We start from the raw sequence: 24,468 nt of genomic DNA on the forward strand, positions 1-24,468 counted from the left end.
CGGATGAGGACCGTCACCGCGACCCGCTACGTCACCGCGCTGCGCGAGGGCGGCTCGCTGCCGGCCATCGTCGAGGGCGACGACGACGGCCTGTACGTCGCGAAGTTCCGGGGCGCGGGGCAGGGGCCGAAGGCGCTCGTCGCGGAGGTGATCGCCGGCGAGCTCGCCCGCGCGGCGGGCCTGCCGGTCCCCGAGCTCGTCCGGCTCGAGGTCGGCGCGGAGCTCGGGCGCAACGAGCCGGACGGGGAGATCCGCGATCTCCTCAAGGCGAGCGTCGGGGCGAACGTCGGCCTCGACTACCTGCCGGGCAGCGCCACCTTCGATCCGGTGGCCGGGCCGCCGCCCTCCGCCGCGGAGGCCTCGGAGATCGTGTTCTTCGACGCGCTCGTGACGAACGTCGACCGCACGGCGCGGAACTCGAACCTGCTCTGCTGGCACCGGCGGCTCTGGCTCATCGACCACGGCGCGTCCCTCTACTTCCACCACGCCTGGCCGGACGCGCCGGACCCCGCGCTCACCCCGTTTCGCGCGGTGAAGGACCACGTGCTCCTGCAGTGGGCGGCCGAGCTCCCCGCCGCCGGCGCGCGCCTCGCCGCGCGGCTCGAGGGCGGGGCCGTCGCGCGCGCGGTGGGCGAGGTGCCGGACGCGTGGCTCGAGGGCGAGCCGCGCTTCGCCTCGGTCGCGGAGCACCGCGCGGCGTACGTGCGGCTCCTCGAGCGCCGCCTCGCGGCGGCGCCGCTCTTCGTGGAGGAGGCCGAACGTGCCCGCGCACTGCTCGTTTGACTACGCCGTCGTCCGCGTCGTCCCGCGCGTCGAGCGCGAGGAGTTCCTGAACGCGGGCGTCATCCTCTTCTGCCTCGAGCGGGACTTCCTGGCCGCGCGCGTGGAGCTCGATCGGGAGCGCCTCCGCGCGCTCTTCCCCGGGGTGGACCTGCCGCTCGTCGAGGAGCACCTCGCCGCGCTCTCGCGCGTCGCGGCGGGCGGGGAGGGGAGCGGGCCCATCGGCCGGCTCTCGCTCCGGGAGCGCTTCCACTGGCTCGTCGCGCCGCGCAGCACCGTCATCCAGGTCGGGCCGGTGCACTCCGGCGTGTGCGAGGACCCGGCGCGGGCGCTCGAGAAGCTCCTCGAGCGCATGGTGCGGCAGCCCCGGGCCCCTGCGCCATGACGCCCGGGCCCGCGCCCCTCCGCGACGTCCCGGTCCTCTTCGCGTCGCGTGCCCTGAGGCTCTTCGCGTACGGGCTCGTCTCGGTGGTGCTCGTGCTCCACCTCTCCGCGGCGGGCTACGGCGAGCGGCGGATCGGGGCGCTCCTCACGCTCACGCTCCTCGGCGACACCGCGCTCTCGCTCGTGATCACCACCCACGCCGACCGCTGGGGGCGGAGGCGCATGCTCCTCGCCGGCGCGGCCCTCATGGCGCTCGCGGGCGCCGCCTTCGCCGCCACGACCTCGTTCGCGCTCCTCCTCCTCGCGGCCACCGTCGGGGTGATCAGCCCCTCGGGGAACGAGGTCGGCCCGTTCCTCGCCGTCGAGCAGGCGGCGCTCTCGCAGGAGCTCCCCGCGGAGCGGCGGACCGCCGCGTTCGCCTGGTACCAGCTCGCGGGATCCGCGGCGACGGCCCTCGGCGCGCTCGCCGGCGGCGGCCTCGCCGGCGCGCTCCAGTCGCGCGGCGTCGCGCCGCTCGCGAGCTACCGCGCCGTGATGGCGGGCTACGGCGCGGCGGGGCTCGCGCTCGCGGCGGTGTTCACGCGGCTGTCGCCCGCGGTGGAGGCGCCCTCGGCGCCGGCCGCCTCCCGCCGCTCGCGCCTCGGCCTGCACCGCTCGCGGGGCACGATCCTCCGCCTCTCCGCGCTGTTCTCCGTCGACGCCTTCGCCGGCGGGCTCGTGGTGCAGAGCTTCGTCGCCTGGTGGTTCCACGCGCGCTTCGGCGTGGGGCCGGCGAGGCTCGGCGCGATCTTCTTCGGCGCGAACGTGCTCGCCGGGATCTCGGCGCTGTCGGCCGCGTGGATCGCCCGCCGCGTGGGGCTCGTGAACACGATGGTGGCGACGCACCTGCCCTCGAACGTGCTCCTCGTGCTCGTCCCGCTCATGCCGACGCTGCCGCTCGCGATCGCGGTGCTCCTCGTGCGGTTCTCCATCTCGCAGATGGACGTGCCGACGCGCCAGTCCTACACGATGGCGGTCGTCGACCCCGACGAGCGCTCGGCGGCGGCCGGGGTGACCGGCATCGCCCGGACGGTCGGCGCGGCCCTCGCGCCGCTCGCCGCCGGACCGCTCTACGCGATCGCGGCGCTCTCGTCCGTTCCGTTCTTCCTGTCGGGCGGCCTCAAGATCCTCTACGACCTCGCGCTGTGGCGCAGCTTCCGCAACGTGGTGCCGGACGAGGAGCGCGCAGGGAGCGCGCGGTCTGCGGAGCGCTGACGCGGCCGCGCGCGCGACTCACGCGCCGCCGCCTCCCCCGCGCGCCCGTACCCGCGATTGCTCCCGCCGAGAAGGCGAGCAGCGGGGGGTGGAGTGGCTACGTTCACCGCCCGGACCGAAGTCGGGTTGGGTGGGGGTGTGTCATGGAAAGGATCGAGAAGAAGATCCTCGTCGAGGTGGAGGCAGCGCGGGTGTTCGACTACCTGCACGATCCGAGGAACCTGCTCGAGATCTGGCCGAGCCTGGTCGAGGTCACGAACGTCCAGCTCAAGGAGGGCGGCGGGGCGGACTGGGACTGGACCTACAAGATGGCTGGCCTGCGCTTTCACGGACGGTCGGAGACCGTCGAGGCGGTGCGGCCCCGCCGCTTCGTGACGAAGAACGAGAAGGGGATCCCGAGCACGTTCACCTGGACCCTCGAGCAGCGCGACGCCGGGACGGAGGTGGTCCTGAAGATCCAGTACGAGCTCCCGCTGCCGCTGCTCGGGCACGTCGCGGAGCTGTTCCTCCGCCATTCCAACGAGCGCGAGGCCGAGACGCTGCTCGAGAACCTGAAGGAGCGGCTCGAGTCCGCGGGGGCGTCCCCGAGGGCGCCAGAGATGGCTCCGCCCTCGAGGCAGCCGCCGCCGACGTTGCCGCACGCCTAGCGCGCTCGAGCGGAGGCGCCGGCCTCCCGGCGCCTCGCCCGAGCGGAAGCGCTCAGTGATGGGCGGGGGCCTGGGACTCCGCGCCGGGCTGGGCTCGGGTGGTCCGGCCTTCCGCGTAGTGCTCCATGCCGGCGAAGTCGATGATGACGCACGCCTCGTCGCCGACCGTCCAGGCGTCGTGGCCGGGCGGGATGACGGCGTAGTCGCCGGCCCCGATCTCCGCCTCCTCGCCGTCGTCCATCACGAGGTGCATCCGGCCCGAGACGACGTAGCCGGAGTGTGCGGCCTGGCAGCTCCGGGTGCCCGCGAGCGGCTTCACGTGCGTGGACCAGCGCCAGCCCGGCTCGAACACGCCCCTTCCCACCACCCCGTCGCCGAACTTCAGGATCTCCGCGTGCCCGTTGCCCTTGAACGGACGGGTCTCGTCCGGAGACGAGAACCGCTTGATCGAGATGCGCGCCATCGCGATGTCCTCCCATCCGGCCGACGCGGCCGGGGAAGAGACGGTGCTCCGAGACCTTGTCGCATTCAACGGCCGGCGGCGGTCGTTCGGGTTCGCTCGAAATGTCCGAGCGGGCGGGACACGCCGCTCGCGCATGGCGGCTCCGGCCCGGCCTTCTAGCGCCCGGGGGGCTGTCCGATCGCGAGCTCCGCGGACGCAGAGACAGGCTCACCGTCCGGCACGACGCCCGGCCGCCAGGCGCGGCCCTCCAGCGCGTGCCGGAGCTCGAGCGCCTGCCCGGGTTAGGGCCGGGGTGAGGAACTGCCCGACGGTACGGCGCGCCCTGCGAGCCGCGTCGGGAGGGGTCAGGTCCCGAGGTAGCGGCCCGGCCGGTGGTTCACCGCCAGGACCAGGTTGAGCGCGACCGCGCCGACGACCGACAGGGCGATCGTGGAGAGCGGCGCGACGAACAGCGACGCGAGCACGACCAGGGCGTCGACGACCATCTGGAACGCGCCCGCGCGGACGCCGTGCCGCTCCTGCAGGTGGATGGAGAGGATGTTGAGCCCGCCGAGGCAGGCGTGGTGGCGGAAGAGCACGAGGAGCCCCACGCCCACGAGGACCCCGCCCATCACCGCGCCGTAGAGCGGGTGCAGCCGGTCGAGGTGGAGCACCGCCGGCAGGTGATCGGTCGCGAGGGACACGAGCGCGATCGCGACGAACGTCTTCACCGTGAACCGCCACCCCATCCGCCGGACGCCGAGCCAGAAGAACGGCAGGTTGAGCGCGACGAAGAGCTGGCCGAAGGAGAAGGGCGTCACCCGGGCGAGCAGGAGGGCGACGCCGGCGGTGCCGCCCGTCAGGAGCTTCGCCTGCGCGAGGAAGCCGTAGCCGAGCGCGACGAGCGCCGAGGCGGTCAGGATGGCCTGGGCGTCGTCGAACGCGCTGTGGCTCTCCGCCGGGAGGACGGTGTCCATGAGGCGCGGCAGATTAGCGGAACGGCCCGGCGCTGTCGCGCCGGGAGCGCCCGCTCACGGCCGGCGGGCGCGGGCGCCGCGGCGCGTCCACGCGAGCACCGCGCCGACGATCCCGAGGGCGAGCGCGCCGCCGGGGCCCGAGCCGCAGCCGCCGCCTCCGCCCGCTCCCTTGGGGCCGGCGACCGACTGCTCCGGGACGGGGGGCGGCGTCGTCGTGTCGCCGGGAGCCGGCGGCGTGAGCGGGTCGGCGCTCGGCGGCGGGACGTCCTTCACGATCTGGAACTTGTCGAGGAGCGAGCCGTCCGGCCGGACCGACTCCACGAGGAGCGTCCCGCCGTCGAGCGTAAGGATGAGGTGCTGGTACTCCGTCGCGCGGAACGCCGTCCACTCCGCCGCCGGGAGGACGGACTCGTACAGGTAGTCGCTGCCGCCACCGGCGGTCAGGTACACGGGGGCGCCCGGGTGGTCGTAGTCCTTCTTCACGACCGCACCCTGCCGCGCCGGCCAGGTGCGCTCGTAGAGGTGGTTATGGGCCTGGAGGACGAGGTCCACCCCGTACTTCTCGAACGGGCCGAGGAGCGCCCGCGGGATCTCCGGGAAGACGCCGTACTTGCCCGTGGCGAGCGCGGGCCGATGCATCGTGACGAGCTTCCAGGGCGCCTTCGACGCCGCGAGGTCCGCCTCGAGCCAGGCGACCATCGTCGCCGTGTCGCAGCCCATCTGGCTCGCGTCCATCGGGACGATGCAGTTCGTGTCGAGCGCGGCGACGTGGAGGTCGCCCCAGTCGAACGAGTAGTAGCGCTCGCCCTGCGGTCCCTGCGGCAGCTCGACCGAGTCGAGGTACGGCTGCGCGAACGGCGTCCGGTACTCGTGGTCGCCGACGCCCGTCCACATCGTCGCGGACCGCATCAGGTCCTTCCACACGCCGAAGAACGTCGTGTCCCACTCGCCGGCCGCACCGTCGGGGTACGAGTTGTCACCCATGGTGAGCACCGCCTCGACGCCGCGGAGCTCCATGCGCGCGACGTTCGCGCGCGCGTTCGGGCCGGCCGAGCCGGTGTCCGCGGTCGCCCCGATCACCGCGTGGCGCGCGGCCTCGGTGCCGGGCACGGCGGGCGTCCGCACGGAGCCGTCGCCGGCGGGCGCGCCGTCCAGCGTCACGTGGAACGGGATGGTCGCCGCGGCCGGGAGGCCGGAGAGGCGCAGCAGGTGGTGCGTGCCGTCGCTCTTCGCCTGGGCGGTGCCGCCGCCGGGGAGGTCCGCGACCGCCTCGACGTGCGCCGCCGCGTCGGTCGAGACGACCACGATCGTGGACGTGGGCGTGGTCTGCTGCAGGAAGGGCCCGCGCACGATGCTCGTGGCGAGCGCGAGCTGCGGGAGCGCGAGGGCCGCGGCGAGCGCGGGGAGGCGCGAGGTGAGGCGCACGGACGTCTCCTTCCACGTCCGCATGCGCGGACGCCGGGGCGGGCACGACGGGTTCTTGGTGACCCCGGTTGAACAGCCGGGCGCGCGCGCCACATTCCGTCCGGAGGCCGCCCGGAGGTGCGGACGGGTGCGCGGTTGTGGGTGCGCGCCGCGCGCGGGATCGCCCCGCGAGCTTCACCTCCAGAGCGATCGGCTCCTGCGAGCGCGTCGAGGTGGCGCCACGCGCCTCTCTACCGGGGGCGGTCGTGCTCGTCGCGCCAGGTCCCGCCCACCTGGCCGGTGCGCCGCTCCTCCGCGACGGGGGCGCTCGGCCCGTAGGGGTGGCCGCCGAACCCGTGGCGCATCATCGCGACGGCGCGCGCCCAGCGCTTCTCGCCGTCGCGCGAGGCGAAGAGCTGCAGGACGGCCTGGGCGATGACCGGGATCGGCGCCTCGAGCCGCAGCGCGTCGGCGACGAGCCAGGAGACCTCGCCCGTGTCCTCCACGTACGGCGGCACGGCGTCGAGCCCGCCCTCCGACTCGTACCCGGCGTGCATGAGGTCCATGAGCCAGCCGCGGATGACCGAGCCGTGCCGCCACGCGGAGAGGACGGCGGCGACGTCCAGCCGGTCGTGGTAGCGCTCGAGGAGGTCGACGCCCTCGCCGATCGCCTGCAGCATCCCGAACTCGATGCCGTTGTGGACGAGCTTCACGAAGTGGCCGGCGCCGGGCGGGCCCGCGTGGACGTAGCCGTCCTCGACCGCGAGCGCGCGGAGCAGCGGCTCGACGCGCGCGACCGCCGCGGCCTCACCCCCCGCCATGAAGCAGGCGCCGCGCCGCGCGCCCTCGACCCCGCCGCTCGTGCCGAGATCGACGAGCTCGATCCCCTGGCCCGCGAGCCGGTCGTGGCGACGGATGGAGTCGCCCCAGTACGAGTTTCCGCCGTCCACCACGACGTCCCCCCGGGCGAGGAGCGGCGCGAGCGCGTCGAGGAGCGCGTCCACGGGGGGCCCTGCCGGGACGTACAGGAACACCGCGCGCGGCGGCGCGAGCGCGGCGACGAGCGCGTCGAGCGTTCGTGCCTCCTCCACGCCCGCCGCGAGGAGCTCCGCGCGCAGCCCGTGCGCGTCGAGGCCCACGACCCGGAGCCCGACCTCGCGCGCCTGGAGCGCGAGCCCTCCGCCCATCCTCCCGAGCCCCACCACGCCCAGCTCACCCGCCGCGTAAGCCATCCGGGACCTCCCTCGGCGCGCCGGCCGCACGGGTCCGCGCGCTGGACAAATCGCTCACGTCGCTCCGGGCCACCGTCCCATCGTTGTCCGTCGCTCCCCGGCCGGACACGTCCTTCGCGTGGTCCGCCGCCGCCCCGCGGCTCGCGTTGACTGCGGGCGGCCGCCTGCCTAGAGACCCTCGCACGGCGTGCACGACGTTCGCCCGGTCCGGTGCCGCCCCAGAGGAGCGCCCGATGCCCTACGAACCCGCGGAGATCCTCGAGCGCTACGAGAGCGGCGCCGCCGCCCATCCGAACGGGAAGGCGCTCGCGCCGGACGCGCAGGCCGCCTTCCGCGCGCTGCAGCGCTCGGACGCGGGTCTCCTCGGCTCGGCGCGGACCCGCGACTCCGCGCGGCGCGAGTGGATCGTCGACGCGCACCGGGAGCGCCGCCGCGGCCGGTTCCTCGTGCTCCGCCCGGTCCACGGCGACCTCGAGCCGTTCCGCGCCACGGCGGACGGCTACCGCCCCGACACGCACCTCGCCGTCTCCGCCGAGGACTGGACCCTCCTCGCCCTCTTCGCCGCCGGGCACGCGGGCGACGCCGGCCGCCCAGACGAGGAGCTCTCCGCCGCGGTCTTCCGCGTGGTGGACCGGATGGTGCGCGAGGCCCAGCACCGGCTGCTCATGGGCGCCGCCGAGGACGAGGAGGACTGATGCCGCTCACCCCCGCCACGCCGATCGCCCGGCACCTCACCGACGACCACGCCCGGCTCGACGCGCTGCTCGACCGCGCCGTCCGCTCGGCGGGCGCGCTGGAGCGGACCGCGTTCGACGCCTTCCGCGCCGGGCTGCTCCGCCACATCGCGCTCGAGGAGAAGATCCTGCTGCCCGCGGCCCGGCGGGCGCGCGGCGGCGAGCCGCTCCCCGCCGCGCGCCAGCTCCGCATCGAGCACGGCGCGCTCGCCTCGCTGCTCGTCCCGACCCCGACCGCGGAGCTCGTGACGGAGCTGCGGTCCATCCTCGTGCCGCACGACGCGCGCGAGGAGGAGCCGGGCGGCGTGTACGACCAGTGCGACGCGCTGCTCGCGGCCGAGGCGGAGGAGCTCGTCCAGCGCATGCGGGCCTACCCGCCGGTGCGGGTCGCCCCCTACGCCGACGGGCCGCGCGTCCTGCGCACCGCCGAGGCCGCGCTCCGGCAATCCGCCCTGAGCCACGGGGGAAGGTGATCGGGGCGGCGCTCCGGCCTCGAACCCCGACCGGCGTCGTTCAGCGCCCCGCTCACCCCGCCCCGAGCAGGCCGCTCGGCGCGCCGGCCAGCTCCACCACGAGATCGCGGAAGGCGCTGACCTTCCGCGGGACGTGCTTCGCCGCGGGCGTCACCACGTGGAGCGCGCCGGCGAGGCGCTCGTGGCGCGGGAGGATCCGCACGAGCCGGCCGGCCACCACGTCGGGCTCGGCCACGAAGGAGGGGAGGAGGCCGATCCCCGCGCCGGCGCGGACGGCGTCGCGCGCGAAGAGGAGATCGTCGCAGACGATCCGCGCCCGGCCGCTCGCGTCCGCGGGCTCGCGCGCGCCCCCGATGCGCAGCTTCTCCGCCCCGCCGCGGAACACGACGCGGTCGTGCGCCGCGAGCTCGGCCTCCGCGCGCGGCGAGCCGCGGCGGGCGACGTACAGCGGCGACGCGAAGAGCCGCAGCACGATCGGCGCCACCTTGCGGACGACGAGCGTGGAGTCCTGGAGCCTGGCGCCGACCCGCAGCGCGACGTCGAAGCGCTCGGCGACGAGGTCCACCACGCGTCCGGTGAGGTGCAGGTCCACCGACACCGACGGATAGCGCGCCGTGTAGCGGGTCACGACCTCCGCGAGGAAGAGGACCCCGAGGTCGACGGGTGCCGTCACGCGGAGGAGGCCCCTCGGCTCCTCCTCCTGGGCCGGCACCTCGCCGAGGGCGGCCTGGACCGAGCGCAAGAGCGGCGCCGCCCGGTCGTAGAGCGCGGTGCCCGCCGTCGTGAGCGCCACCTGGCGGGTGGTGCGGAGCAGGAGCTGCGCCCCGAGCTCCCCCTCGAGCCGCGCGACGCCGCGGCTCACGGACGACTTGGGCAGTCCGAGCTCCTTCGCGGCGGCGGAGAAGCTGCGGCTCCGCGCCACGGCCTCGAAGACGGTGAGGAGGTTGAGATCCATCGTTCCTTCCATGGAACAGACATGTGCCGGCGTCCAGATTGCGCCTGACGAGGAACGATAGCAAGACTGCGGACACGAAGGGCGCGGCAGGCGCGCCCCACGAAAGGACGGAACCGAAAATGGCAGCCACCCCCTGGGACATCGACGTCGGACACTCCGCGGTGCACTTCTCCGTGCGCCACATGGTCATCTCCAAGGTGCACGGCCGGTTCGGCCGCTGGACGGGCACCGTGCAGCTCGACCCGCAGGACCTCGCCCGCTCCTCGGTCGAGGTCACGATCGACCCCGCCTCGATCGACACCGGCGTCGCGGACCGCGACGCGCACCTCCGCTCGCCGGACTTCCTCGACGTCGCAGCGCACCCGGAGATCAGCTTCCGCTCGAGGCGCGTCGAGCAGGCGGGCGGCGCGCTCCGGATCGTGGGCGACCTCTCGCTCCACGGCGTCGTGCGCGAGGTGACGCTCGAGGCCGAGTTCGCGGGCACCGGCAAGGACCCGTGGGGCAACGAGCGCGCGGGCTTCTCGGCGAAGGCGTCGCTCGACCGGCGAGACTACGGGCTCGTCTGGAACGCGGCGCTCGAGACCGGCGGCGTGCTCGTGGGCGAGAAGGTGGAGATCGCGATCGAGCTCGAGGCGGTGCGGAAGACGGCCGGGGCGACGGTCGCGGCGTAGGGGAGCCCGGGCAGGCTCGGGATCGTGCCGCGGCGCTTCATCGTGCGGCGGAGGTGGGGTAGAACCCCGGTCGTTCGACCGGGCCCCGCCTCGCCGCGCGGCTCGCACGAGGAGCCGACCGATGAAGACGCCCGCCCAGGACGCCGACTGCCGCGCTCGCGCCGCCGCGCTTCCCGACAACATCGCCGACTGCGTGACCCTGCACGCGCGCCGGGCCCCCGGCGCGATCGCCCTCGTCGAGCACAACACCGGCGAGACGGTCACGTGGAAGGACCTCGACACCGCGGTGGACGCGTTCGCGGCGAAGCTCCTCGCGAGCGGCTTCCGCAAGGGCGACGTCCTCGCGACGAGCCTGCCGCTCCTCAAGGAGCACGTCTTCCTCGTCCTCGCCTGCTACCGGATCGGCGTGGTCGCCGCTCCGCTCGACCTGCGCCTCCGCGCGGGCGAGCTGCGCGCCTGCCTCGAGAAGCTCCAGCCGAAGGGTTACTTCTTCGCCGGCGCGCCGGCGCTCCTGCCCGTGCTCCGCGAGGTGGTCGGCGGCTGCGCGAGCGTGCGCCACTGGGTGCAGTTCCAGAAGGAGCCGGACGGGATCCTGCCCGGCGCGACCTGGGTGAAGGACTTCACGAAAGGGATCAAGGCGGGCTACGTCCGCGCGCGGCTCCTCGGCACGGTGCGGCGCGCGCGCCGGAAGGTCGGCCGGCGCGACGGCTGCCTCGTCATCTTCACGACGGGCTCGACGGGCTCCCCGAAGCCCGCGCTCCTGTGCCACGAGAGCATCCTCGTGCAGAACGTCGGGCTCGCGGTCGGCTTCGGCCTGAAGGAGGGCGACCGGCTCCTCGTGAACCTGCCGCCGTCGCACGTCGGCTGCACGACCGAGCTGCTCGGCACGGGGATCTACGCCGGGCTCACCTCGGTGCTCCTGCACGTCTTCGACGCCGAGAAGAGCCTCGAGGCGATCGCCCAGCACCGCGTCACCGTGGTCGGGCAGATCCCGGCACTCTTCAACCTCGAGTGGAACCACCGGCGCTACCGCGAGGTCGACCTCTCGAGCCTGCGCGCCGCCATCTACGGCGGGCAGGGCGTGCCGCGCGCGTTCCTCGACCGGCTCCGCGAGATGGCGGCCGAGATCGGGACCGGGCTCGGGCTCACCGAGACCTCCGGGTTCTGCACGTACACCGCGCTCGGGGCGACCGCCGACGACCTCGCGGAGGGCATCGGGTTCGACTCGCCGCTCTGCCCGCTCACCATCCGCGGCCCCATGAGCGCCGAGGGCGCTGCCGGGCCGGAGCTCGCGCCCGGCGAGATCGGCGAGATCTGCTTCTCCGGCCCGCAGGTGTTCCTCGGCTACCTGAACGATCCGGAGGCGAGCGCGAAGGCCGTCTCGCGAGACGGGGTCTGCTACACGGGAGACCTCGGCGCGTACACGGAGAAGGGGCTCCGGCTCGCCGGGCGCGCCAAGCTGACCATCAAGCCGAAGGGGTTCCAGGTGTTCCCCGGCGACGTGGAGAACCACGTCGTCGGCGCGCTCGGAGGCAGGGCGAGCGCGGCCGCGTGCGTCGGCGTCGAGCACGCCGTCTGGGTGGAGGCCGTCGTGATGTTCGTCGAGCGCGCCGCCGGCGAGGACGTGACGCCCGAGGAGGTCAGCCAGGCCTGCGCGGGCATCGCTTCCTACGCGCGGCCGAGCCACGTCGAGGTGGTGGAGGCGGGGACGCTCCCCCTGAACCGCGTCGCGAAGACCGACTACCTCGCGCTGCGCGAACGGGCGCAGGAGATCGTCGAGGGCCTGCGCAGGCAGGGCAAGTGGGACAAGCGAGCTTCCGCGTGACGGGGCCGGTGCCCGCGCGCGGTGAGCCCACCCCGCCACGGGCCCGCCGGGGGTGGTTCACGGCGGGATGAGGCGGACCGTAGCGTCAGCGGATGGTCCGCATCATCGACAAGCGGCTGAGGCTCGCGTACCCGCTCGGGCATCACCTGCACTGCCTCATCGCGCAGATCCCGAACCACCTCCGCCGGACGCAGGAGGGGTGGCGGATCGCCGATCCCGAGGGGCAGTGGCGAACCATCCGCTCCGTCCTCGACCTCGTGGACGAGGGCCCGGGGAATCTCAAGAAGCTCCACTTCCTCATGCTCCCCGAGAGCTGCGTTCCGATCGAGCGCCTGGACGCCCTGCTCGATCTCGTCGCGGAGCGCTTCCGCCCGAGCACCGTCACGATGTTCGGCCTCGAGCACGTGCGGCTCAGGACCTACCGCGGGCTGCTCGAGCGCTTCAAGGCCGACAACGCGGAGGCGATCCCGCTCGTCGATCGCGACATCGACTCCGGCGACGTGCTCGGCGTGCCGGTGAACGTCGGGTGCGTGGCCGTGAAGGACGCGGAGGGTCGGCTGCGGGTGTTCCTCGAGGCGAAGACCCACCCGTTCCGCGCCGAGGAGTTCCTCGACAAGTACGAGGACCAGTACCGCGGCCGGCACTTCTACCTGTTCCGGAACGAGGCGACGCCCTTCAACTTCATGGTCCTCGTCTGCCTCGACTACGTGTACCGCAACCTGTACGAGTCCAACATCCGCGCGATCATCGACCACGCGAACCAGCTCTTCTTCCGGTCGCGCCAGACGCTCGACGCGCTCTTCGTCGTGCAGAGCAACCCCAAGCCCGAGCACCGCGTCTACCGCGACGTCCTCTCCGGCTTCTACGGCGAGTACCTCGAGGACACCCCCGGCGTGCGCGACACCGTGACCGTGTTCGGCAACTGCTCCGCCGAGAGCGTCATGGGCGAGCGCGATCCGGGCGCCACCCACGGCGTGTCGTCCGTCGTCCTCGGTCCGCACCACCGGCTCGCGCCGGTGCGCAACGAGGAGTTCTCGGTGGACGACTTCGGCGGGGCGCCGGTCTGCCGCCTGCGCTTCGGCACCCCGACGCGGCTCTACTACCTGAATCTGCCGCAGCACCACGAGATCGATCCGCGCTCCTCGCGCATCTCGCTCAAGGTCCACGCCATCTTCCGGCCCGGTCCGGACGGAGAGTGGATCGTGGCGAGGCCCGGGGAGGGCGCAGAGCCGGAGGCGCACGCCCGCGGCGAGGCGCCGAGGGGCGCTCCGCTCGCGGTCGAGCACCGGTAGCCGCGCCGGGCCGCCGCCGTCGCGGCGGCCGCGCCTCGCGCGGTGCGGCCGGCCGCTCCCCGCTCTCGCGGGCAACGGCCGGCCCCGGCCGTCAGCGCTCGTCCGGATCGCGGCGCGGGCTGAGCGGGTCGCGCTCGAGGTCCCCCTCGCCCTCGATGCGCGCCTCCTCGCGGCGAACGTCGCCCGAGACGCGCTGCTCCTGGACCCGCGAGGTCTTCGACACCCGGACCTCCTCGCGGACGCGCGGGCGCTTCACCACCTCGACCTCCTCGTCGCGCACCGGGACGGAGATCGTCTTCTCCTCGAACGCGCCCGTCGCGGTGTGCTCGGTCCCCGAGGCCGGAATGCGCTCCACCCGGACCTCCTCGTGCATCACCGGCACGTCGAGCTGCTTGTGCTCGGTGACGACCTCCTTCGTCACGCGGACCTCACCCCTGTCCCGCACGTGCTTGCGCGCCTCGAGCTCCTCCTCGGAGAGCTGCATGCGCCCCTCCTCGCGCGTGCCCGCCTCCGGCGAGCGCAGCTCATAGGTCGTCGCGGCGCCGCCCGTCAGCGCCCCCTCGACCTTCAGGTCCTCCTTCGTGCACGACAGCCAGAGCTCGTCGTCGCGGACGTCGCTCAGGAGATGCATCGGCACCTCGTAATCGCGGGGGAAGAAGAAGCCCTTCTCGATCACGATCCCCGTCGACGAGACGCTCACGATCTTCCCGAGATCCTCTCCGTCACGCGCGCGAACCTTCATCCCTTCCCGTACCGCCTGCTTCTCGAACATGCGGATCCCCTTCCTTGGATGTGCGGTGTCCCCATTGAGTTGGGGTGCGCGCGGCCACGCGGCAAGAGGGCGGCGGGCGAGCGCCACGGGCACGCGCCCTCGCCGGCGGACCCTCGCGCCGCCGCACGCGCGGGGACCCGGCGCGCGCTCAGTCTCGCCGGAGCTCCGCACGGGCGTGGGGCTTCCTCGCCGTACGGCTGCCTTCGCGGAGCCTTCAGGGCATCATCGCGCCGTCGACGCCGAAGCCGGCGCCCTTCGCGACGTGCGGCCGGGAGATGACGCGCGCGTCGAGGAGCGCGCGCTCCACGTACGCGGCGAGCGCGGCGTGTCCGGCGTCGTTGAGGTGGATCGTGTCCGCCGCGAAGCGCGGCAGCGCCTCCGGCGCGAACGCCTCGTCGCCGCGCACCACGACGGCGCCGACGGCGCGCGCCTCGTCCGCGAGCGCGGCGTCGTACGGGGCGCGCCGTGCGCGGTCGAGCCGCCGCCCGGGCTGCGGCGTGCAGACGACGAGCACCGCCCGCGGGAACGCGGCGCGGAGACCGCGCAGCACGGACGCGGCGGCATGCCGGAACGTCCCCGGCGCATCGGCCTCGCCGAGCGGCACCCCCGCGATCGCGTCGTTCGCGCCGTACATCACGACCACCACGCCGGGGCGGAGGCCGCTCCCCGCGAGCGCCCGCCAGCGGAGCTCTCCCGACGGCGCGGGACGGCCGGTCACGTCGGTGAGCGTCGAGCCGGGGAGCCCCTCGTTCACCTCGCTCCACCCGGCGTGGCGCGCGAGGAGCGTGGTCCAGCGCCGCTCGGGGCGGGACGCGCCGGTGCCCGCGGTCGTGCTCGAGCCGAAGAAGATCACCTGAGGCGCGTCCGTGGCCGCCGCGTCTCGCGGAGGCGCGGCGTGGCCCGCCATGCACGCGGCGAGGAGCGCCGCCGCGGCGGTCACTCCCCGCGCCCACCTGCCGGCGATCGTCCTCGCTCCGCTCATGTGACGCCCACGGTCCGGCGGATGCCGCCCGAGCGCGAGGAAGCGGGAAGGTCGCCGGACGGTGGAACGATGCTAGCGGGATGCGAGCGAGGGCGCGAGGGGGGGCCCCGGCCCGTGTTCGTGGGACGGGCGCCACGGGTGAGGGGCGCGCGACGCCCCGAAGCGGTGCCGCCTCAGCTCCGGCGCCGGACCTCGAGCACCGTGAACTCGCGCACGCCCGCGGGGAGATCCACCTCCACGGTGTCTCCGGCCTCGTGACCGAGGAGGGCTTGCGCCACCGGTGAGCTGACGCTGACGAGGCCGCGCCGCGCGTCGGCCTCGTCCGGTCCGACGATGCGCCAGGAGTGAGTGCGCCCTTCCTCGTCCTCCACGAGCACCCAGGTCCCGAACCCGACCCGGCCCTCGGGCGCGCTCTCGGGACCGAGCACCGTCAGGGCCGCGAGCGTCCCTTCGACGAGCGCGGCCCGCCTGTCGAGCTCGGCATGCCGCGCGGCGCGCGCGTGCTCCGGCAGCGCCGCCGCGTCCGCCCGGGCCTCGCGCAGCCGCTCGAGCTCCTGGCGCAGCGCCGCCTGCCCCTCCGGCGTGACGTACCTCACCTCGCCGGGGGCGACCCGGGGCGGCGCCCGCACGACGGGGCCGAGGTCGGGCGTCTCCTCGCTCGTGAACGCCTTGGACACGAGTCAATCCTAGGTCCTCCCGGGCGCGCCGGCGCGCGAGGACGGCCCTCGGGGCGCGTCGCCGCAGCCCCAAGGACGGCCCGCGGCGGCGCCGCGGCCCGGCTACTTCGCCCGCATGCGCGCCATGGTGGTCCCGAAGTTCGGCGGTCCCGACGTCCTCGAGCTCCGCGACGTCCCGAGGCCCACGCCCGGCCCCGGCGAGCTCCTCGTCCGCGTCATCGCCTCGGGCACGAACCCGGTCGACGCGAAGATCCGGCACTCCGGGACCTGGGCGCAGCTCGAGGTCCCCGCCGTGATCGGCTACGACGCGTCGGGCGTGGTCGAGGCGGTCGGCCCGGGTGTCACGCGCTTCCGCGAGGGCGACGAGGTGTTCTACACCCCGGAGATCTTCGGCAACCCGCACGGTACGTACGCCGAGTACGCCGTCGTGCAGGCGGCGATCGCCGCGCGGAAGCCGGCGCGGCTCACGCACGCCGAGGCGGCGGCGATCCCGCTCGCGGGCGGGACCGCGTACGAGGCGCTCGTGCGGCGCCTCGCGGTGCAGGTCGGCGAGACCGTGCTCATCCACGGCGGCGCGGGCGGCGTAGGCTCGTTCGCGGTCCAGATCGCCAAGGCGGCCGGGGCGCGCGTCATCGCGACCGCCGGCCCGGACAACCAGGAGACGCTGCGCGCGCTCGGCGCGGACGTCTGCGTGGACTACCGCGGCGAGAGCGTCGTGAAGGCCGCGCTCCGCGAGACGGGGGGGCAGGGGGTGGACGCGGTGCTCACCACCGTGGGAGGCGCCACGGTGCCCGGGTCGACCGAGGCGACGCGCCCGTTCGGCCGGATCGCCACGATCCTCGGCTGCGACGGCGACCTCACCTCGCTCTATCTCAAGAACCAGACGCTCCACGGCGTGTTCCTCACGCGCGAGGGGCGGCGGCTCGAGGAGCTCGCGCGTCTCGTGGAGCAGGGGAAGCTCCGGCCGCTCGTGGACGCGGTGCTCCCGCTCGAGGCGGCGGCCGAGGCCCACCGCCGGCTCGAGTCCGGGCACGGGCGCGGCAAGCTCGTCCTCGCCATCGGACGGTGACGCGGCGTGGCGGCGGCGCCGGGCCCGGTTATCGGTTCTGGGATGACGTCGGTCCGCTTCCAGCCCACGCTGTTCGACTCGGCCGCGCCGTCGTTCGACCGCTCGTTCGGCGGCGTGCGCCGCATCGAGCTCGACGCGGAGTCCTGGATCGACGTCGCGCCGGGGTGGGTCTCCGGCTCGGACGCGCTGTTCGAGGAGCTCCTCCGCACGCGCCGCTGGGGCCGGCGCAAGCGCAGGCTGTACGACCGCGAGGTGGAGGAGCCCCGGCTCACGGCGCCATGGAGCGCCGCGTCCGGAGTGCCGCTCGAGCCGGCGATCGTGGACGAGATGCGACGGGCGCTCTCGCGCCGGTACGGCGTCGAGCTCGACTCCGCCGGGTTCAACCTCTACCGCGACGGCGCGGATGGGGTGGCCTGGCACGGCGACCGGATCGAGAAGCGCGTCGCGGAGCCGATCGTCGCGCTGGTGTCGCTCGGGGAGCCGCGCCGGTTCCTCCTGCGCCGGAAGGGCGCCGGACGGCCCCTGGCGTTCGCGCTCGGCCGCGGCGACCTGCTCGTCACCGGCGGCCGGACGCAGCGGACGTGGCAGCACTCCGTCCCCAAGGTCGCGCGGGCGGGGCCGCGGATCAGCATCGCCTTCCGCCACGGCCTCGATCCGCGCGGCTACGGGGTCGAGGTGGAGGACGGCGAGGGCGAGGCGCCGGACCGGGAGCCCGGCGGACCCGCTCGCTGACGCATCACCTCCGACCGGGGGCGCCGGCGGCGCGCGCACGCGCGCACGCCCGTTCGGCGGGGCCCCCCGGGAACGCGCGGTTCTCCTTCACGCTCCTGCGCGAGGGGCGCACATTCTAGCGGCCCCTCCCGTGGCGAGGGGCCCCCCGCGAAGGAGCGCCCGATGGACGTCCTCACGCTCTCGCGCGTGCAGTTCGCGCTGACGATCATGTTTCACTATCTGTTCCCGCCGCTCACCATCGGGCTCGCGGCGGTGATCGCGGTGCTGCTCTGGAAGTACCTGCGGACCAAGGATCCCGTCTATCACTCGGCCGCCCACTTCTGGACCGGGCTCTTCGCGGCGAACTTCGCCATCGGCGTCGCGACCGGCGTCGTCATGGAGTTCCAGTTCGGCACGAACTGGTCGCGCTACTCGGTCTTCGTGGGCGACATCTTCGGCTCGGCGCTCGCGGCGGAGGGCATCTTCGCGTTCTTCCTGGAGTCGGGCTTCCTCGCCGTGCTGGTCTTCGGCTGGGACCGGGTGTCGCCGCGGATGCACTTCGTGTCGGCGGTGCTGGTCGCGCTCGGCTCGGTCTTCTCGGCGGTCTGGATCATCGTCGCGAACAGCTGGCAGCAGACGCCCGCCGGGTTCCGGGTCGTCGGCGAGGGCGCGGCGCGCCGCGCCGAGATCACCGGGTTCTGGGACGCGGTCCTGAACCCGTCGACGATAGGCCGGCTCCTGCACACCCTCAACGGCGCCTACGTGCTCGGCGCGTTCTTCGTGCTCAGCATCTCGGCCTTCTACCTCCTGCGCGGGAGGCACGAGGAGTTCGCGCGGCGGAGCTTCTCGGTCGCCCTCTCGTTCGGGGCGATCTTCTCCGTGCTCCTCCTCGTCACGGGCGACCAGAGCGCGCGCATCGTCGCCGAGCACCAGCCGCCGAAGCTCGCCGCCATGGAGGGGCACTTCGAGGACGGCCCGGCGGACCTCCACGTGTTCGGCGTGCCGAGGCCCGAGGAGGGCCGGGTCGCGCTCGGCGTAGCCATCCCCGGCGGTCTCTCGCTGCTCGTGCACCGCGACCCCCACGCCTCCATCCCGGGGCTCGCGTCGGTGCCGCCCGACGCGCGCCCGCCGGTCGCCGTGCCGTTCTACGCCTTCCACCTGATGGTCGCGCTCGGCACGGCGTTCATCGCGCTCACGCTCCTCGGCCTGTGGCTCCGCCGGAGGGGGACGCTCTTCCGCACGCGCTGGCTCCTGTGGATCTTCGTCTTCGCGGTGCTCGGGACGTACGCCTCGAACCAGCTCGGCTGGATCGTCGCGGAGGTGGGGCGGCAGCCCTGGACGGTGTGGAACCTGCTCCGCACCGAGCACTCGTTCTCGCTGTCCGTGACGGACGGCCAGGTGCTCCAGTCCCTCGTGCTGTTCGGGCTCGTCTACGCGGGCCTGTTCCTCGTCTGGGTCTACGTCATGAACGCGAAGATCCAGGCCGGGCCGCCGCCGGCGGTCCCGCCCCATGGTCCGACCAGGGGCAAGGAGCTCGTGGACGTCGCGGCCACCTACGAGGAGCCGGGGCGCTCCCACCTCGCAGGCGAGGGGAGGCGGTGATGGACCTGCAGGTGCTCTGGTTCGTCCTCCTCGGCGTGCTGCTCGCGGGCTACGCGGTGCTCGACGGGTTCGACCTCGGCGTCGGCACGCTCTACCTCCTCGCGCGGCGAGACGAGCAGCGCCGCGTGATGCTGAACGCGATCGGGCCGGTCTGGGACGGGAACGAGGTCTGGCTCGTCACGTTCGGCGGCGCGCTCTTCGCCGCGTTCCCGCGGGCGTACGCGACGGCGTTCAGCGCGCTCTACACGCCGCTCATGCTGCTCATCCTCGCGCTCATCTTCCGGGCCGTGGCGATCGAGTTCCGCAGCCGCCGCCCGTCGCGGGCCTGGCGCAACACCTGGGACGTCGCCTTCTTCGCCGCGAGCGCGCTCTCGCCCATCCTGTTCGGCGCCGCGGTCGGTAACGTCATGATGGGGCTGCCGGTGCGCGCCGACGGCGAGGCGCAGGTGGCGCTCTCCGGGCTCCTCTCGCCGTACGCGCTCCTCGTCGGCGTCTTCGCGCTCTCGCTCTTCGCGCTGCACGGGGCGGTGTGGCTCCTCATCAAGACCGAGGGGGAGCTACACGAGGAGGTGCGCCGCTGGGCCTGGAGCGCCGCCGGCGTGTTCTCGGTGCTCTACCTGCTCACGACGATCTTCACGCTCGTGGCCATCCCGCGCGCGACGGCGAACTTCGCCCACCTGCCGTGGGCGTGGGGCATCGTCGTCCTGAACGTCCTCGCGGCGGGGAACGTCCCGCGCGCCGTGTTCCTGCGCCGCTACTTCCAGGCGTTCGCCTCCTCCGCCCTGACGGTCGCCGGGCTCGTGGTGCTGTTCGGGCTCGCCCAGTGGCCGAACCTCGTCACCTCGAGCCTCGATCCCGCCCTGTCGATCACGATCCGGAACGGCTCCTCCACCGGCCCGACCTTGCGCAACATGGCGATCATCGCCGCCATGGGGATGCCGTTCGTGCTCGGCTACACCGGCCTCATCTACTGGGTGTTCCGCGGGAAGATCCGCGAGGGGGAGCACCGCGGCGGGCACGGGTACTGATCCGTCCGGACGCGCCTTCAGCGGAACCGTGCCGCGGCCGCGGAGAGCCCCTCCCGCTCGCACCAGCCCGCGAAGCGCCGTGGCAGGGCCTCGTCGCTGCCGGTCTGCACCGCCTGCGCGACGAGGTGCTCGGCCTGGGCGAGGTCCCCGGAGAGGCAGTGCAGGAACGCGAGCCGGACCGTCTCGCGCTCCGAGGCCGGCTCACCGAGGCCCGTCTCCGCGAGCACCGAGACCTCGTCCCAGCGCTGCGCCCGGCCCGCCGCGAGGGCGCGCCACCAGCGGAGCTCGGCCGCGAGCGCGGGCGGCGGGCTCGCCCCGGCGTCCCGCTCGAGGCGGGCGGCGTCGGCCGGGGAGGGCGACCAGAGGGGATCCTGGGCGAGGAGCGCGGCGAGGGGCGGGAGGTCGTGCACGGCGCGAGGTTAACGCGCTCGCGAGCGCGCCGCTCCCGTGGCGCAGCGCGCAACGCTTTCGCTTGACGCGACCGCGTCGCTTCCTGGATTTCTTCGCTCCGTCTCGCGTGGGGTCGGAAGGCCGCAAAGTGGCTCCGGGTCCGGCGCGAGTTCATAAAATGCCCCAGCCTTCCGAACCGCGCCCACCGGAGACCCCCGTGCAAGACATCGAAAAGCGCAACCTCATCGCCCAGTGGGCCTTCGACACCCGGCCGGTGCTCCTGCGCTTCCACCTCTGGCTGGAGGACGTCGAGGTCGAGCGCTACCAGGCCGATCCGGTGTCGGCCCACAGCTTCACGCCCCGCGGGATCGCCCGCTGCCTCGCCATGACCTCGGCGGCGACCGCGCTCGGCACGAAGCTCTTCGGCGACTACGGCGCCGGCGCGGGCAAGGACAAGGCGGCCTACAACCAGGTGAAGAAGAACGCCGACGCCATCAGCGCCTACGTGATGAGCGAGGGCCTCTGGACCACCACGCGCACGCTCCCCGAGAACCACGCCATCATGGTCTCCCTCGGCGAGGGGCTCATGCCCAAGGCCGGCGAGACGCCGGAGATGGGCGCGAACCCGCTGCTCGGCTTCGGCCGCGTCTACGCCCGGCCCGAGGTGGCGCGCATCGTGGACCGCCGCGTGCGCCGGCTGCTCAACGAGCCGGGTCACACCTTCGAGCAGTTCTACGGCTGGCTCCAGGACCGCGGCATCACGGTGTGGGGCGCCGCGGTGGACACGCTCGAGAACACCTCCCGCTTCGCCGAGGGGAAGCCGTCCGGCCCGATGGCGGTGTTCCACCTGTTCGACTCGCCGCTCACCGTGTCGCGGCCGTACGAGTCGTACATGGGCTGCCTCACGCTGCCGCGGAAGGTCGCCGCCGCGGCGGAGCGCGACTCGGTCCTGCTCGACTACCGCACGCCCCGCAAGCAGGTGATGGAGGCCATCGAGGCGACCTACCCCGGCATCCGGCGTGAGAACGTCCACGTCTGGACGCTGCGCGGGAAGAGCCGCGTGGGCCGGCTCGGGAAGCTCTGGGAGGAGTGGAAGGCGCTCGGCGCCCACCTCGTGGAGGACGGGTGGAAGGCGCCGTCCGGCCTCGAGGTCTTCACCGACTCCGGCACCTACGCGCCGACCTTCCTCGTGGGGAGCTGGGCGGACGGCGCGGGCGCGACGCACGTCTTCCTCTGCGACGGCTACGCCGCCACCGCCGAGGCCATGCAGGCCGCGAGCCTCTCGTCCGTGCTCGACGTGGACACGACCATGGCCACGTTCTCGCCGGCGTTCACGCTGCCCTGCGACGCCGAGGGCAAGCTCATGCAGCTCGACCCGCGGGCCGCCGACTTCGCGCGCCGGCTCGGCGAGCTGTTCGGCGGGAGGGTGCTCGAGGCGGGGGAGGTGAAGTCCTACGCCGAGGCCATCGAGGAGGCGGAGGCCGCCGCGATGCCGCTCAAGCAGCGCGTCATCCGGGCCGACGACTTCCTGCCCGAGAAGAAGTGGGGCGTCCTCGCGAGCCTCGGCTACATGTGCGACGACCCGTACTCCGGCGCGCCCGGCGTCACCCAGGTGCGCGAGGGCGTCTACAAGGTGACGACCCGGCTCGCCACCCGGCAGGCCTCCGCGAAGATGACCTTCACCTTCCGGCTCATGGAGTCGTTCGACGAGACGCGGCTCATCTTCAGCCCGCTCCTCTCGCGCTTCCTCTCCGGCGTGGATCCCGCGAGCCGCGCGGTGAAGATCTCCGACTCCGGCCGCATCCGGAACGAGCTGCAGACGATGCTCTCCCAGGCGCTCGAGCACGACGGCGAGAGGATCCGCGTGCACCTCGACCGGGTGGACGAGCGGGTCATGCCGCGGGAGAAGCAGGCCGCCATCCGCCGGGTGCTGGAGTGGTACAAGACGAACCACCCGGTGTGGTTCTCCTGGCTCGAGCTCGGCTGACCGGCTCGCCCGCGCGCTCCACGGGGCCCGGCCGCCGGCAGGCGCGCCGGGCTCGCCGTCCGAGGGAGGCAACCCACCTCGCGCCGCCCGCGCGCCGCGGGCGCGGCCATGATCGCGCCGTCCGCCCGCGGAGGCAGCGATGGAGCTCTCGTCCGTCCGAATCGAGAAGCCCGACGACGTGAACGTGATCGTCGGCCAGGCGCACTTCATCAAGACGGTGGAGGACCTGCACGAGGTGCTCGCCGGCTCCTCGCCGCACCTCAAGTTCGGGCTCGCGTTCTGCGAGTCGTCCGGGCCGCGCCTCGTCCGCCGCTCCGGCAACGACCCGGCGCTCGTGGCGCTCGCGGTGAGGAACGCGGAGGCGATCGGCGCCGGTCACTCCTTCGTGGTGTTCCTGCGCGAGGGCTTCCCCGTGAACGTGCTCAACGCGGTCAAGCTCGTGCCGGAGGTGTGCACGATCTTCTGCGCGACGGCGAACCCGGTCGAGGTGGTGGTCGCCGGCACCGACGCCGGGCGAGGGATCCTCGGCGTGGTGGACGGCGGCGCGCCGGCGGGCGTGGAGAGCGACGCGGACGTCGCCGAGCGCAAGGGGCTCCTCCGGCGGTTCGGCTACAAGCTGTGAAGCGCGGCGGCCGAGGCGGCGCTCGGCCGGACCGCCGTTGACGCGCCGCAGGGGCCCCGTCCGGCGCGTGCCGCCTCCGGCGCCGCCGTTAGGGCCCTCTCCGTACGTCACCCATCGTGTGACGGAGGGAGGCGGGCATGGCGAGCGATGGAAGGCGCGGCCTGACGCGCAGGGAGATCCTCAAGGCGGCGGGCGTCGGCGCGCTCGCGGCGGCGGCGGGAGCTCCGCGGCGCGCACGCGCGCAGCAGAAGACGCTCAAGATCGTGCAGTGGAGCCACTTCGTCCCCGGCTACGACAAGTGGTTCGACGGGGTGTTCTGCAAGCAGTGGGGCGCGAAGCACGGCACGCAGGTGGTGGTCGATCACATCGCCATCGGCGAGATCAACGCGCGCGCAGCGGCGGAGGTCTCGGCGCAGCGCGGCCACGACCTCTTCATGTTCCTCTCGCCGCCCGCGGCCTACGAGAAGCAGGTCATCGACCACACCGAGATCTACCAGTCGGTGGAGAAGAAGTGGGGCAAGCCGATCGACCTCGGCCACAAGTCCACCTTCAACCCGAAGACGAAGAAGTACTTCGCCTTCTCCGACAGCTACGTCCCCGACCCGGGCAACTACCGCCAGGATCTCTGGTCGCAGGTCGGGTTCCCGAAGGGCCCCGACACCTGGGACGACCTGCGCAAGGGCGGCAAGGCCATCAAGGACAAGTTCGGGAACCCGGTGGGCATCGGGCTGTCGCAGGAGCTCGACACCAACATGGCCGTGCGTGCGGTCATGTGGTCGTTCGGCGCGTCCGAGCAGGACGCCGAGGGGCGCGTCGTCATCAACTCCCCCCAGACCATCGAGGCGCTCAAGTACATGCGCGCGCTCTACAAGGAGGCCGAGACGGGCGAGATTTTCACCTGGGATCCCTCGTCCAACAACCGCGGCATCCTCGCCGGAAAGCTCTCCTTCGTCGCGAACGCCATCTCCGTCACGCGCACCGCGGAGAAGGAGAACCCGGAGATGTCGAAGAAGATCCAGATCGTCCCCGCGCTCAAGGGGCCGGTGCGCCGCATGGCCGCCGAGCACGTGATGGACTGCTACGCGATCTGGCGGTTCGCCGAGAACCCGGAGGGCGCGAAGCAGTTCCTCGTCGACTACATCGACGCGTTCGCGGAGGCCTTCAAGGCGAGCGAGTTCTACAACTTCCCGTGCTTCCCGAAGACAGTGCCCGACCTGAAGCAGCAGATCGCGAACGACCCCAAGGGCTCGCCGCCGGACAAGTACGCCGTGCTCGGCAACGTGCTGGAGTGGGCGACGAACGTCGGGTACCCCGGCTACGCCACCGCCGCGGTGGACGAGGCGTTCAACACCTTCGTGCTCCCGACCATGTTCGCGAAGGTCGCGCGCGACGAGCTCTCGCCCGAGGACTCGGCGAAGGCCGCGGAGAAGGAGCTGAAGCGGATCTGGGACAAGTGGAAGACCGCCTGAGGCGCAGGGACCCGGCGAGCGCGGGTAGCACCCCGTCGTGAACGTGGAAGACCGCCTCTAGCGGCGGCCGGAGATGAGGCGAGCGAAGC

The 24,468-nt window shown here is 73.6% G+C and carries 25 protein-coding genes; 16 read left to right on the plus strand and 9 right to left on the minus strand.

Translation table 11 applies throughout. The annotated features are described in order from the left end of the window. Positions 1-3 precede the first annotated feature (3 nt). The 4 genes from MNY60_RS03500 (at position 4) to MNY60_RS03515 (ending at position 3,065) form a co-directional block, all read left to right on the plus strand. Positions 4-783 (plus strand): phosphatidylinositol 4-kinase, encoded by a 780-nt coding sequence (locus tag MNY60_RS03500; protein ID WP_242333508.1) that lies wholly within the window; start codon positions 4-6, stop codon positions 781-783. Continuing rightward, positions 761-1,165 carry a DUF3037 domain-containing protein gene (locus MNY60_RS03505; RefSeq protein ID WP_242333506.1) on the plus strand — a complete coding sequence of 135 codons (405 nt, stop codon included), beginning with the start codon at positions 761-763 and terminating at the stop codon, positions 1,163-1,165. The genes MNY60_RS03500 and MNY60_RS03505 overlap by 23 nt, the downstream gene beginning before the upstream one ends. After that, on the plus strand, positions 1,162-2,418 hold the full coding sequence (locus MNY60_RS03510; protein ID WP_242333504.1) for an MFS transporter: 1,257 nt from the start codon (positions 1,162-1,164) through the stop codon (positions 2,416-2,418). Before MNY60_RS03505 ends, MNY60_RS03510 begins: the two co-directional genes overlap by 4 nt. 143 nt (positions 2,419-2,561) lie before the next feature. Beyond that, the gene (locus MNY60_RS03515; protein ID WP_242333502.1) at positions 2,562-3,065 is read left to right on the plus strand and encodes an SRPBCC family protein; all 504 of its coding nucleotides are present in this window, start codon (positions 2,562-2,564) and stop codon (positions 3,063-3,065) included. Between the two features lie 52 nt (positions 3,066-3,117). Here the strand turns inward: MNY60_RS03515 and MNY60_RS03520 are convergent, their stop codons facing one another. The 4 genes from MNY60_RS03520 to MNY60_RS03535 all read right to left on the minus strand — a co-directional run bounded on the left by MNY60_RS03520 (position 3,118) and on the right by MNY60_RS03535 (position 7,120). Further along, entirely contained in the window at positions 3,118-3,528 is a 411-nt protein-coding gene (locus tag MNY60_RS03520; RefSeq protein WP_242333500.1) for a cupin domain-containing protein, read from the minus strand. 344 nt (positions 3,529-3,872) lie between these two features. Further along, positions 3,873-4,484 carry a YitT family protein gene (locus MNY60_RS03525; RefSeq protein ID WP_242333498.1) on the minus strand — a complete coding sequence of 204 codons (612 nt, stop codon included), beginning with the start codon at positions 4,482-4,484 and terminating at the stop codon, positions 3,873-3,875. Between the two features lie 54 nt (positions 4,485-4,538). Then, positions 4,539-5,909 (minus strand): metallophosphoesterase, encoded by a 1,371-nt coding sequence (locus MNY60_RS03530; RefSeq protein WP_242333496.1) that lies wholly within the window; start codon positions 5,907-5,909, stop codon positions 4,539-4,541. 230 nt (positions 5,910-6,139) lie between these two features. Beyond that, positions 6,140-7,120 (minus strand): NADP-dependent phosphogluconate dehydrogenase, encoded by a 981-nt coding sequence (locus MNY60_RS03535; RefSeq protein WP_242333494.1) that lies wholly within the window; start codon positions 7,118-7,120, stop codon positions 6,140-6,142. 233 nt (positions 7,121-7,353) lie between these two features. Here MNY60_RS03535 and MNY60_RS03540 point away from each other — a divergent pair, with 233 nt between their 5' ends. Then, a complete protein-coding gene (locus tag MNY60_RS03540) occupies positions 7,354-7,815 on the plus strand; it encodes a hypothetical protein (RefSeq protein ID WP_242333492.1) in 462 nt (153 codons plus the stop codon). Next, a complete protein-coding gene (locus MNY60_RS03545) occupies positions 7,815-8,327 on the plus strand; it encodes a hemerythrin domain-containing protein (protein ID WP_242333490.1) in 513 nt (170 codons plus the stop codon). The genes MNY60_RS03540 and MNY60_RS03545 overlap by 1 nt, the downstream gene beginning before the upstream one ends. Before the next feature lie 52 nt (positions 8,328-8,379). Here MNY60_RS03545 and MNY60_RS03550 read toward each other — a convergent pair whose 3' ends face one another. Then, positions 8,380-9,282, minus strand: a complete 903-nt coding sequence (locus tag MNY60_RS03550; RefSeq protein WP_242333488.1) for a LysR family transcriptional regulator — start codon at positions 9,280-9,282, stop codon at positions 8,380-8,382. 119 nt (positions 9,283-9,401) lie between these two features. Between MNY60_RS03550 and MNY60_RS03555 the strand changes: the two genes are divergently transcribed. The 3 genes from MNY60_RS03555 (at position 9,402) to MNY60_RS03565 (ending at position 13,070) form a co-directional block, all read left to right on the plus strand. After that, a complete protein-coding gene (locus MNY60_RS03555; RefSeq protein WP_242333486.1) occupies positions 9,402-9,953 on the plus strand; it encodes a YceI family protein in 552 nt (183 codons plus the stop codon). A 121-nt stretch (positions 9,954-10,074) separates the two neighbouring features. Next, positions 10,075-11,778 carry a class I adenylate-forming enzyme family protein gene (locus MNY60_RS03560; RefSeq protein WP_242360037.1) on the plus strand — a complete coding sequence of 568 codons (1,704 nt, stop codon included), beginning with the start codon at positions 10,075-10,077 and terminating at the stop codon, positions 11,776-11,778. Between the two features lie 92 nt (positions 11,779-11,870). Further along, on the plus strand, positions 11,871-13,070 hold the full coding sequence (locus tag MNY60_RS03565; RefSeq protein WP_242360038.1) for a hypothetical protein: 1,200 nt from the start codon (positions 11,871-11,873) through the stop codon (positions 13,068-13,070). A 91-nt stretch (positions 13,071-13,161) separates the two neighbouring features. On the opposite strand, the gene MNY60_RS03570 is transcribed toward MNY60_RS03565, so the two are convergent. The 3 genes from MNY60_RS03570 to MNY60_RS24150 all read right to left on the minus strand — a co-directional run bounded on the left by MNY60_RS03570 (position 13,162) and on the right by MNY60_RS24150 (position 15,501). Beyond that, complete coding sequence (locus MNY60_RS03570; RefSeq protein WP_242360039.1) at positions 13,162-13,842, minus strand: YsnF/AvaK domain-containing protein; 681 nt, start codon at positions 13,840-13,842, stop codon at positions 13,162-13,164. Between the two features lie 214 nt (positions 13,843-14,056). After that, entirely contained in the window at positions 14,057-14,824 is a 768-nt protein-coding gene (locus MNY60_RS03575) for an SGNH/GDSL hydrolase family protein (RefSeq protein ID WP_242360040.1), read from the minus strand. 173 nt (positions 14,825-14,997) lie between these two features. Continuing rightward, a complete protein-coding gene (locus MNY60_RS24150) occupies positions 14,998-15,501 on the minus strand; it encodes a GreA/GreB family elongation factor (RefSeq protein WP_242333479.1) in 504 nt (167 codons plus the stop codon). A 115-nt stretch (positions 15,502-15,616) separates the two neighbouring features. Between MNY60_RS24150 and MNY60_RS03585 the strand changes: the two genes are divergently transcribed. The 4 genes from MNY60_RS03585 to cydB all read left to right on the plus strand — a co-directional run bounded on the left by MNY60_RS03585 (position 15,617) and on the right by cydB (position 19,911). After that, on the plus strand, positions 15,617-16,570 hold the full coding sequence (locus MNY60_RS03585) for a zinc-dependent alcohol dehydrogenase family protein (RefSeq protein WP_242333477.1): 954 nt from the start codon (positions 15,617-15,619) through the stop codon (positions 16,568-16,570). 42 nt (positions 16,571-16,612) lie between these two features. Continuing rightward, a complete protein-coding gene (locus tag MNY60_RS03590; protein ID WP_242360041.1) occupies positions 16,613-17,302 on the plus strand; it encodes an alpha-ketoglutarate-dependent dioxygenase AlkB in 690 nt (229 codons plus the stop codon). A 162-nt stretch (positions 17,303-17,464) separates the two neighbouring features. Next, positions 17,465-18,883 (plus strand): cytochrome ubiquinol oxidase subunit I, encoded by a 1,419-nt coding sequence (locus tag MNY60_RS03595; protein ID WP_242333472.1) that lies wholly within the window; start codon positions 17,465-17,467, stop codon positions 18,881-18,883. Then, complete coding sequence (gene cydB, locus MNY60_RS03600; protein WP_242355924.1) at positions 18,883-19,911, plus strand: cytochrome d ubiquinol oxidase subunit II; 1,029 nt, start codon at positions 18,883-18,885, stop codon at positions 19,909-19,911. Before MNY60_RS03595 ends, cydB begins: the two co-directional genes overlap by 1 nt. A 17-nt stretch (positions 19,912-19,928) precedes the next feature. Here the strand turns inward: cydB and MNY60_RS03605 are convergent, their stop codons facing one another. Next, positions 19,929-20,321, minus strand: coding sequence for a hypothetical protein (locus MNY60_RS03605; RefSeq protein WP_242355923.1), 393 nt, complete (start codon positions 20,319-20,321; stop codon positions 19,929-19,931). Positions 20,322-20,518: 197 nt separating this feature from the next. Between MNY60_RS03605 and MNY60_RS03610 the strand changes: the two genes are divergently transcribed. From MNY60_RS03610 to MNY60_RS03620, 3 genes are all read left to right on the plus strand, one after another. After that, positions 20,519-22,288: a hypothetical protein gene (locus MNY60_RS03610; protein WP_242355921.1), complete on the plus strand. Its 1,770-nt coding sequence runs from the start codon at positions 20,519-20,521 to the stop codon at positions 22,286-22,288. A 139-nt stretch (positions 22,289-22,427) separates the two neighbouring features. After that, positions 22,428-22,910 carry an adenosine-specific kinase gene (locus tag MNY60_RS03615; protein WP_242355919.1) on the plus strand — a complete coding sequence of 161 codons (483 nt, stop codon included), beginning with the start codon at positions 22,428-22,430 and terminating at the stop codon, positions 22,908-22,910. Positions 22,911-23,047: 137 nt separating this feature from the next. Continuing rightward, complete coding sequence (locus MNY60_RS03620; protein WP_242355917.1) at positions 23,048-24,379, plus strand: ABC transporter substrate-binding protein; 1,332 nt, start codon at positions 23,048-23,050, stop codon at positions 24,377-24,379. The last annotated feature ends 89 nt before the right edge of the window (positions 24,380-24,468 follow it).

This window comes from Anaeromyxobacter sp. SG17, from assembly GCF_022690695.1.
Taxonomy (GTDB): Bacteria; Myxococcota; Myxococcia; order Myxococcales; family Anaeromyxobacteraceae; genus Anaeromyxobacter; species Anaeromyxobacter soli.

Excerpts from the sequence above, each read along its gene's own strand:
- MNY60_RS03500 (WP_242333508.1), top strand. The coding sequence starts at position 4 with ATGAGGACCGTCACCGCGACCCGCTACGTCACCGCGCTGCGCGAGGGC.
- MNY60_RS03510 (WP_242333504.1), top strand. The coding sequence starts at position 1,162 with ATGACGCCCGGGCCCGCGCCCCTCCGCGACGTCCCGGTCCTCTTCGCG.
- MNY60_RS03515 (WP_242333502.1), top strand. The coding sequence starts at position 2,562 with ATGGAAAGGATCGAGAAGAAGATCCTCGTCGAGGTGGAGGCAGCGCGG.
- MNY60_RS03520 (WP_242333500.1), bottom strand. The coding sequence starts at position 3,528 with ATGGCGCGCATCTCGATCAAGCGGTTCTCGTCTCCGGACGAGACCCGT.
- MNY60_RS03525 (WP_242333498.1), bottom strand. The coding sequence starts at position 4,484 with ATGGACACCGTCCTCCCGGCGGAGAGCCACAGCGCGTTCGACGACGCC.
- MNY60_RS03535 (WP_242333494.1), bottom strand. The coding sequence starts at position 7,120 with ATGGCTTACGCGGCGGGTGAGCTGGGCGTGGTGGGGCTCGGGAGGATG.
- MNY60_RS03540 (WP_242333492.1), top strand. The coding sequence starts at position 7,354 with ATGCCCTACGAACCCGCGGAGATCCTCGAGCGCTACGAGAGCGGCGCC.
- MNY60_RS03545 (WP_242333490.1), top strand. The coding sequence starts at position 7,815 with ATGCCGCTCACCCCCGCCACGCCGATCGCCCGGCACCTCACCGACGAC.
- MNY60_RS03550 (WP_242333488.1), bottom strand. The coding sequence starts at position 9,282 with ATGGATCTCAACCTCCTCACCGTCTTCGAGGCCGTGGCGCGGAGCCGC.
- MNY60_RS03555 (WP_242333486.1), top strand. The coding sequence starts at position 9,402 with ATGGCAGCCACCCCCTGGGACATCGACGTCGGACACTCCGCGGTGCAC.
- MNY60_RS03560 (WP_242360037.1), top strand. The coding sequence starts at position 10,075 with ATGAAGACGCCCGCCCAGGACGCCGACTGCCGCGCTCGCGCCGCCGCG.
- MNY60_RS03565 (WP_242360038.1), top strand. The coding sequence starts at position 11,871 with ATGGTCCGCATCATCGACAAGCGGCTGAGGCTCGCGTACCCGCTCGGG.
- MNY60_RS03570 (WP_242360039.1), bottom strand. The coding sequence starts at position 13,842 with ATGTTCGAGAAGCAGGCGGTACGGGAAGGGATGAAGGTTCGCGCGCGT.
- MNY60_RS03575 (WP_242360040.1), bottom strand. The coding sequence starts at position 14,824 with ATGAGCGGAGCGAGGACGATCGCCGGCAGGTGGGCGCGGGGAGTGACC.
- MNY60_RS03585 (WP_242333477.1), top strand. The coding sequence starts at position 15,617 with ATGCGCGCCATGGTGGTCCCGAAGTTCGGCGGTCCCGACGTCCTCGAG.
- MNY60_RS03590 (WP_242360041.1), top strand. The coding sequence starts at position 16,613 with ATGACGTCGGTCCGCTTCCAGCCCACGCTGTTCGACTCGGCCGCGCCG.
- MNY60_RS03595 (WP_242333472.1), top strand. The coding sequence starts at position 17,465 with ATGGACGTCCTCACGCTCTCGCGCGTGCAGTTCGCGCTGACGATCATG.
- cydB (WP_242355924.1), top strand. The coding sequence starts at position 18,883 with ATGGACCTGCAGGTGCTCTGGTTCGTCCTCCTCGGCGTGCTGCTCGCG.
- MNY60_RS03615 (WP_242355919.1), top strand. The coding sequence starts at position 22,428 with ATGGAGCTCTCGTCCGTCCGAATCGAGAAGCCCGACGACGTGAACGTG.
- MNY60_RS03620 (WP_242355917.1), top strand. The coding sequence starts at position 23,048 with ATGGCGAGCGATGGAAGGCGCGGCCTGACGCGCAGGGAGATCCTCAAG.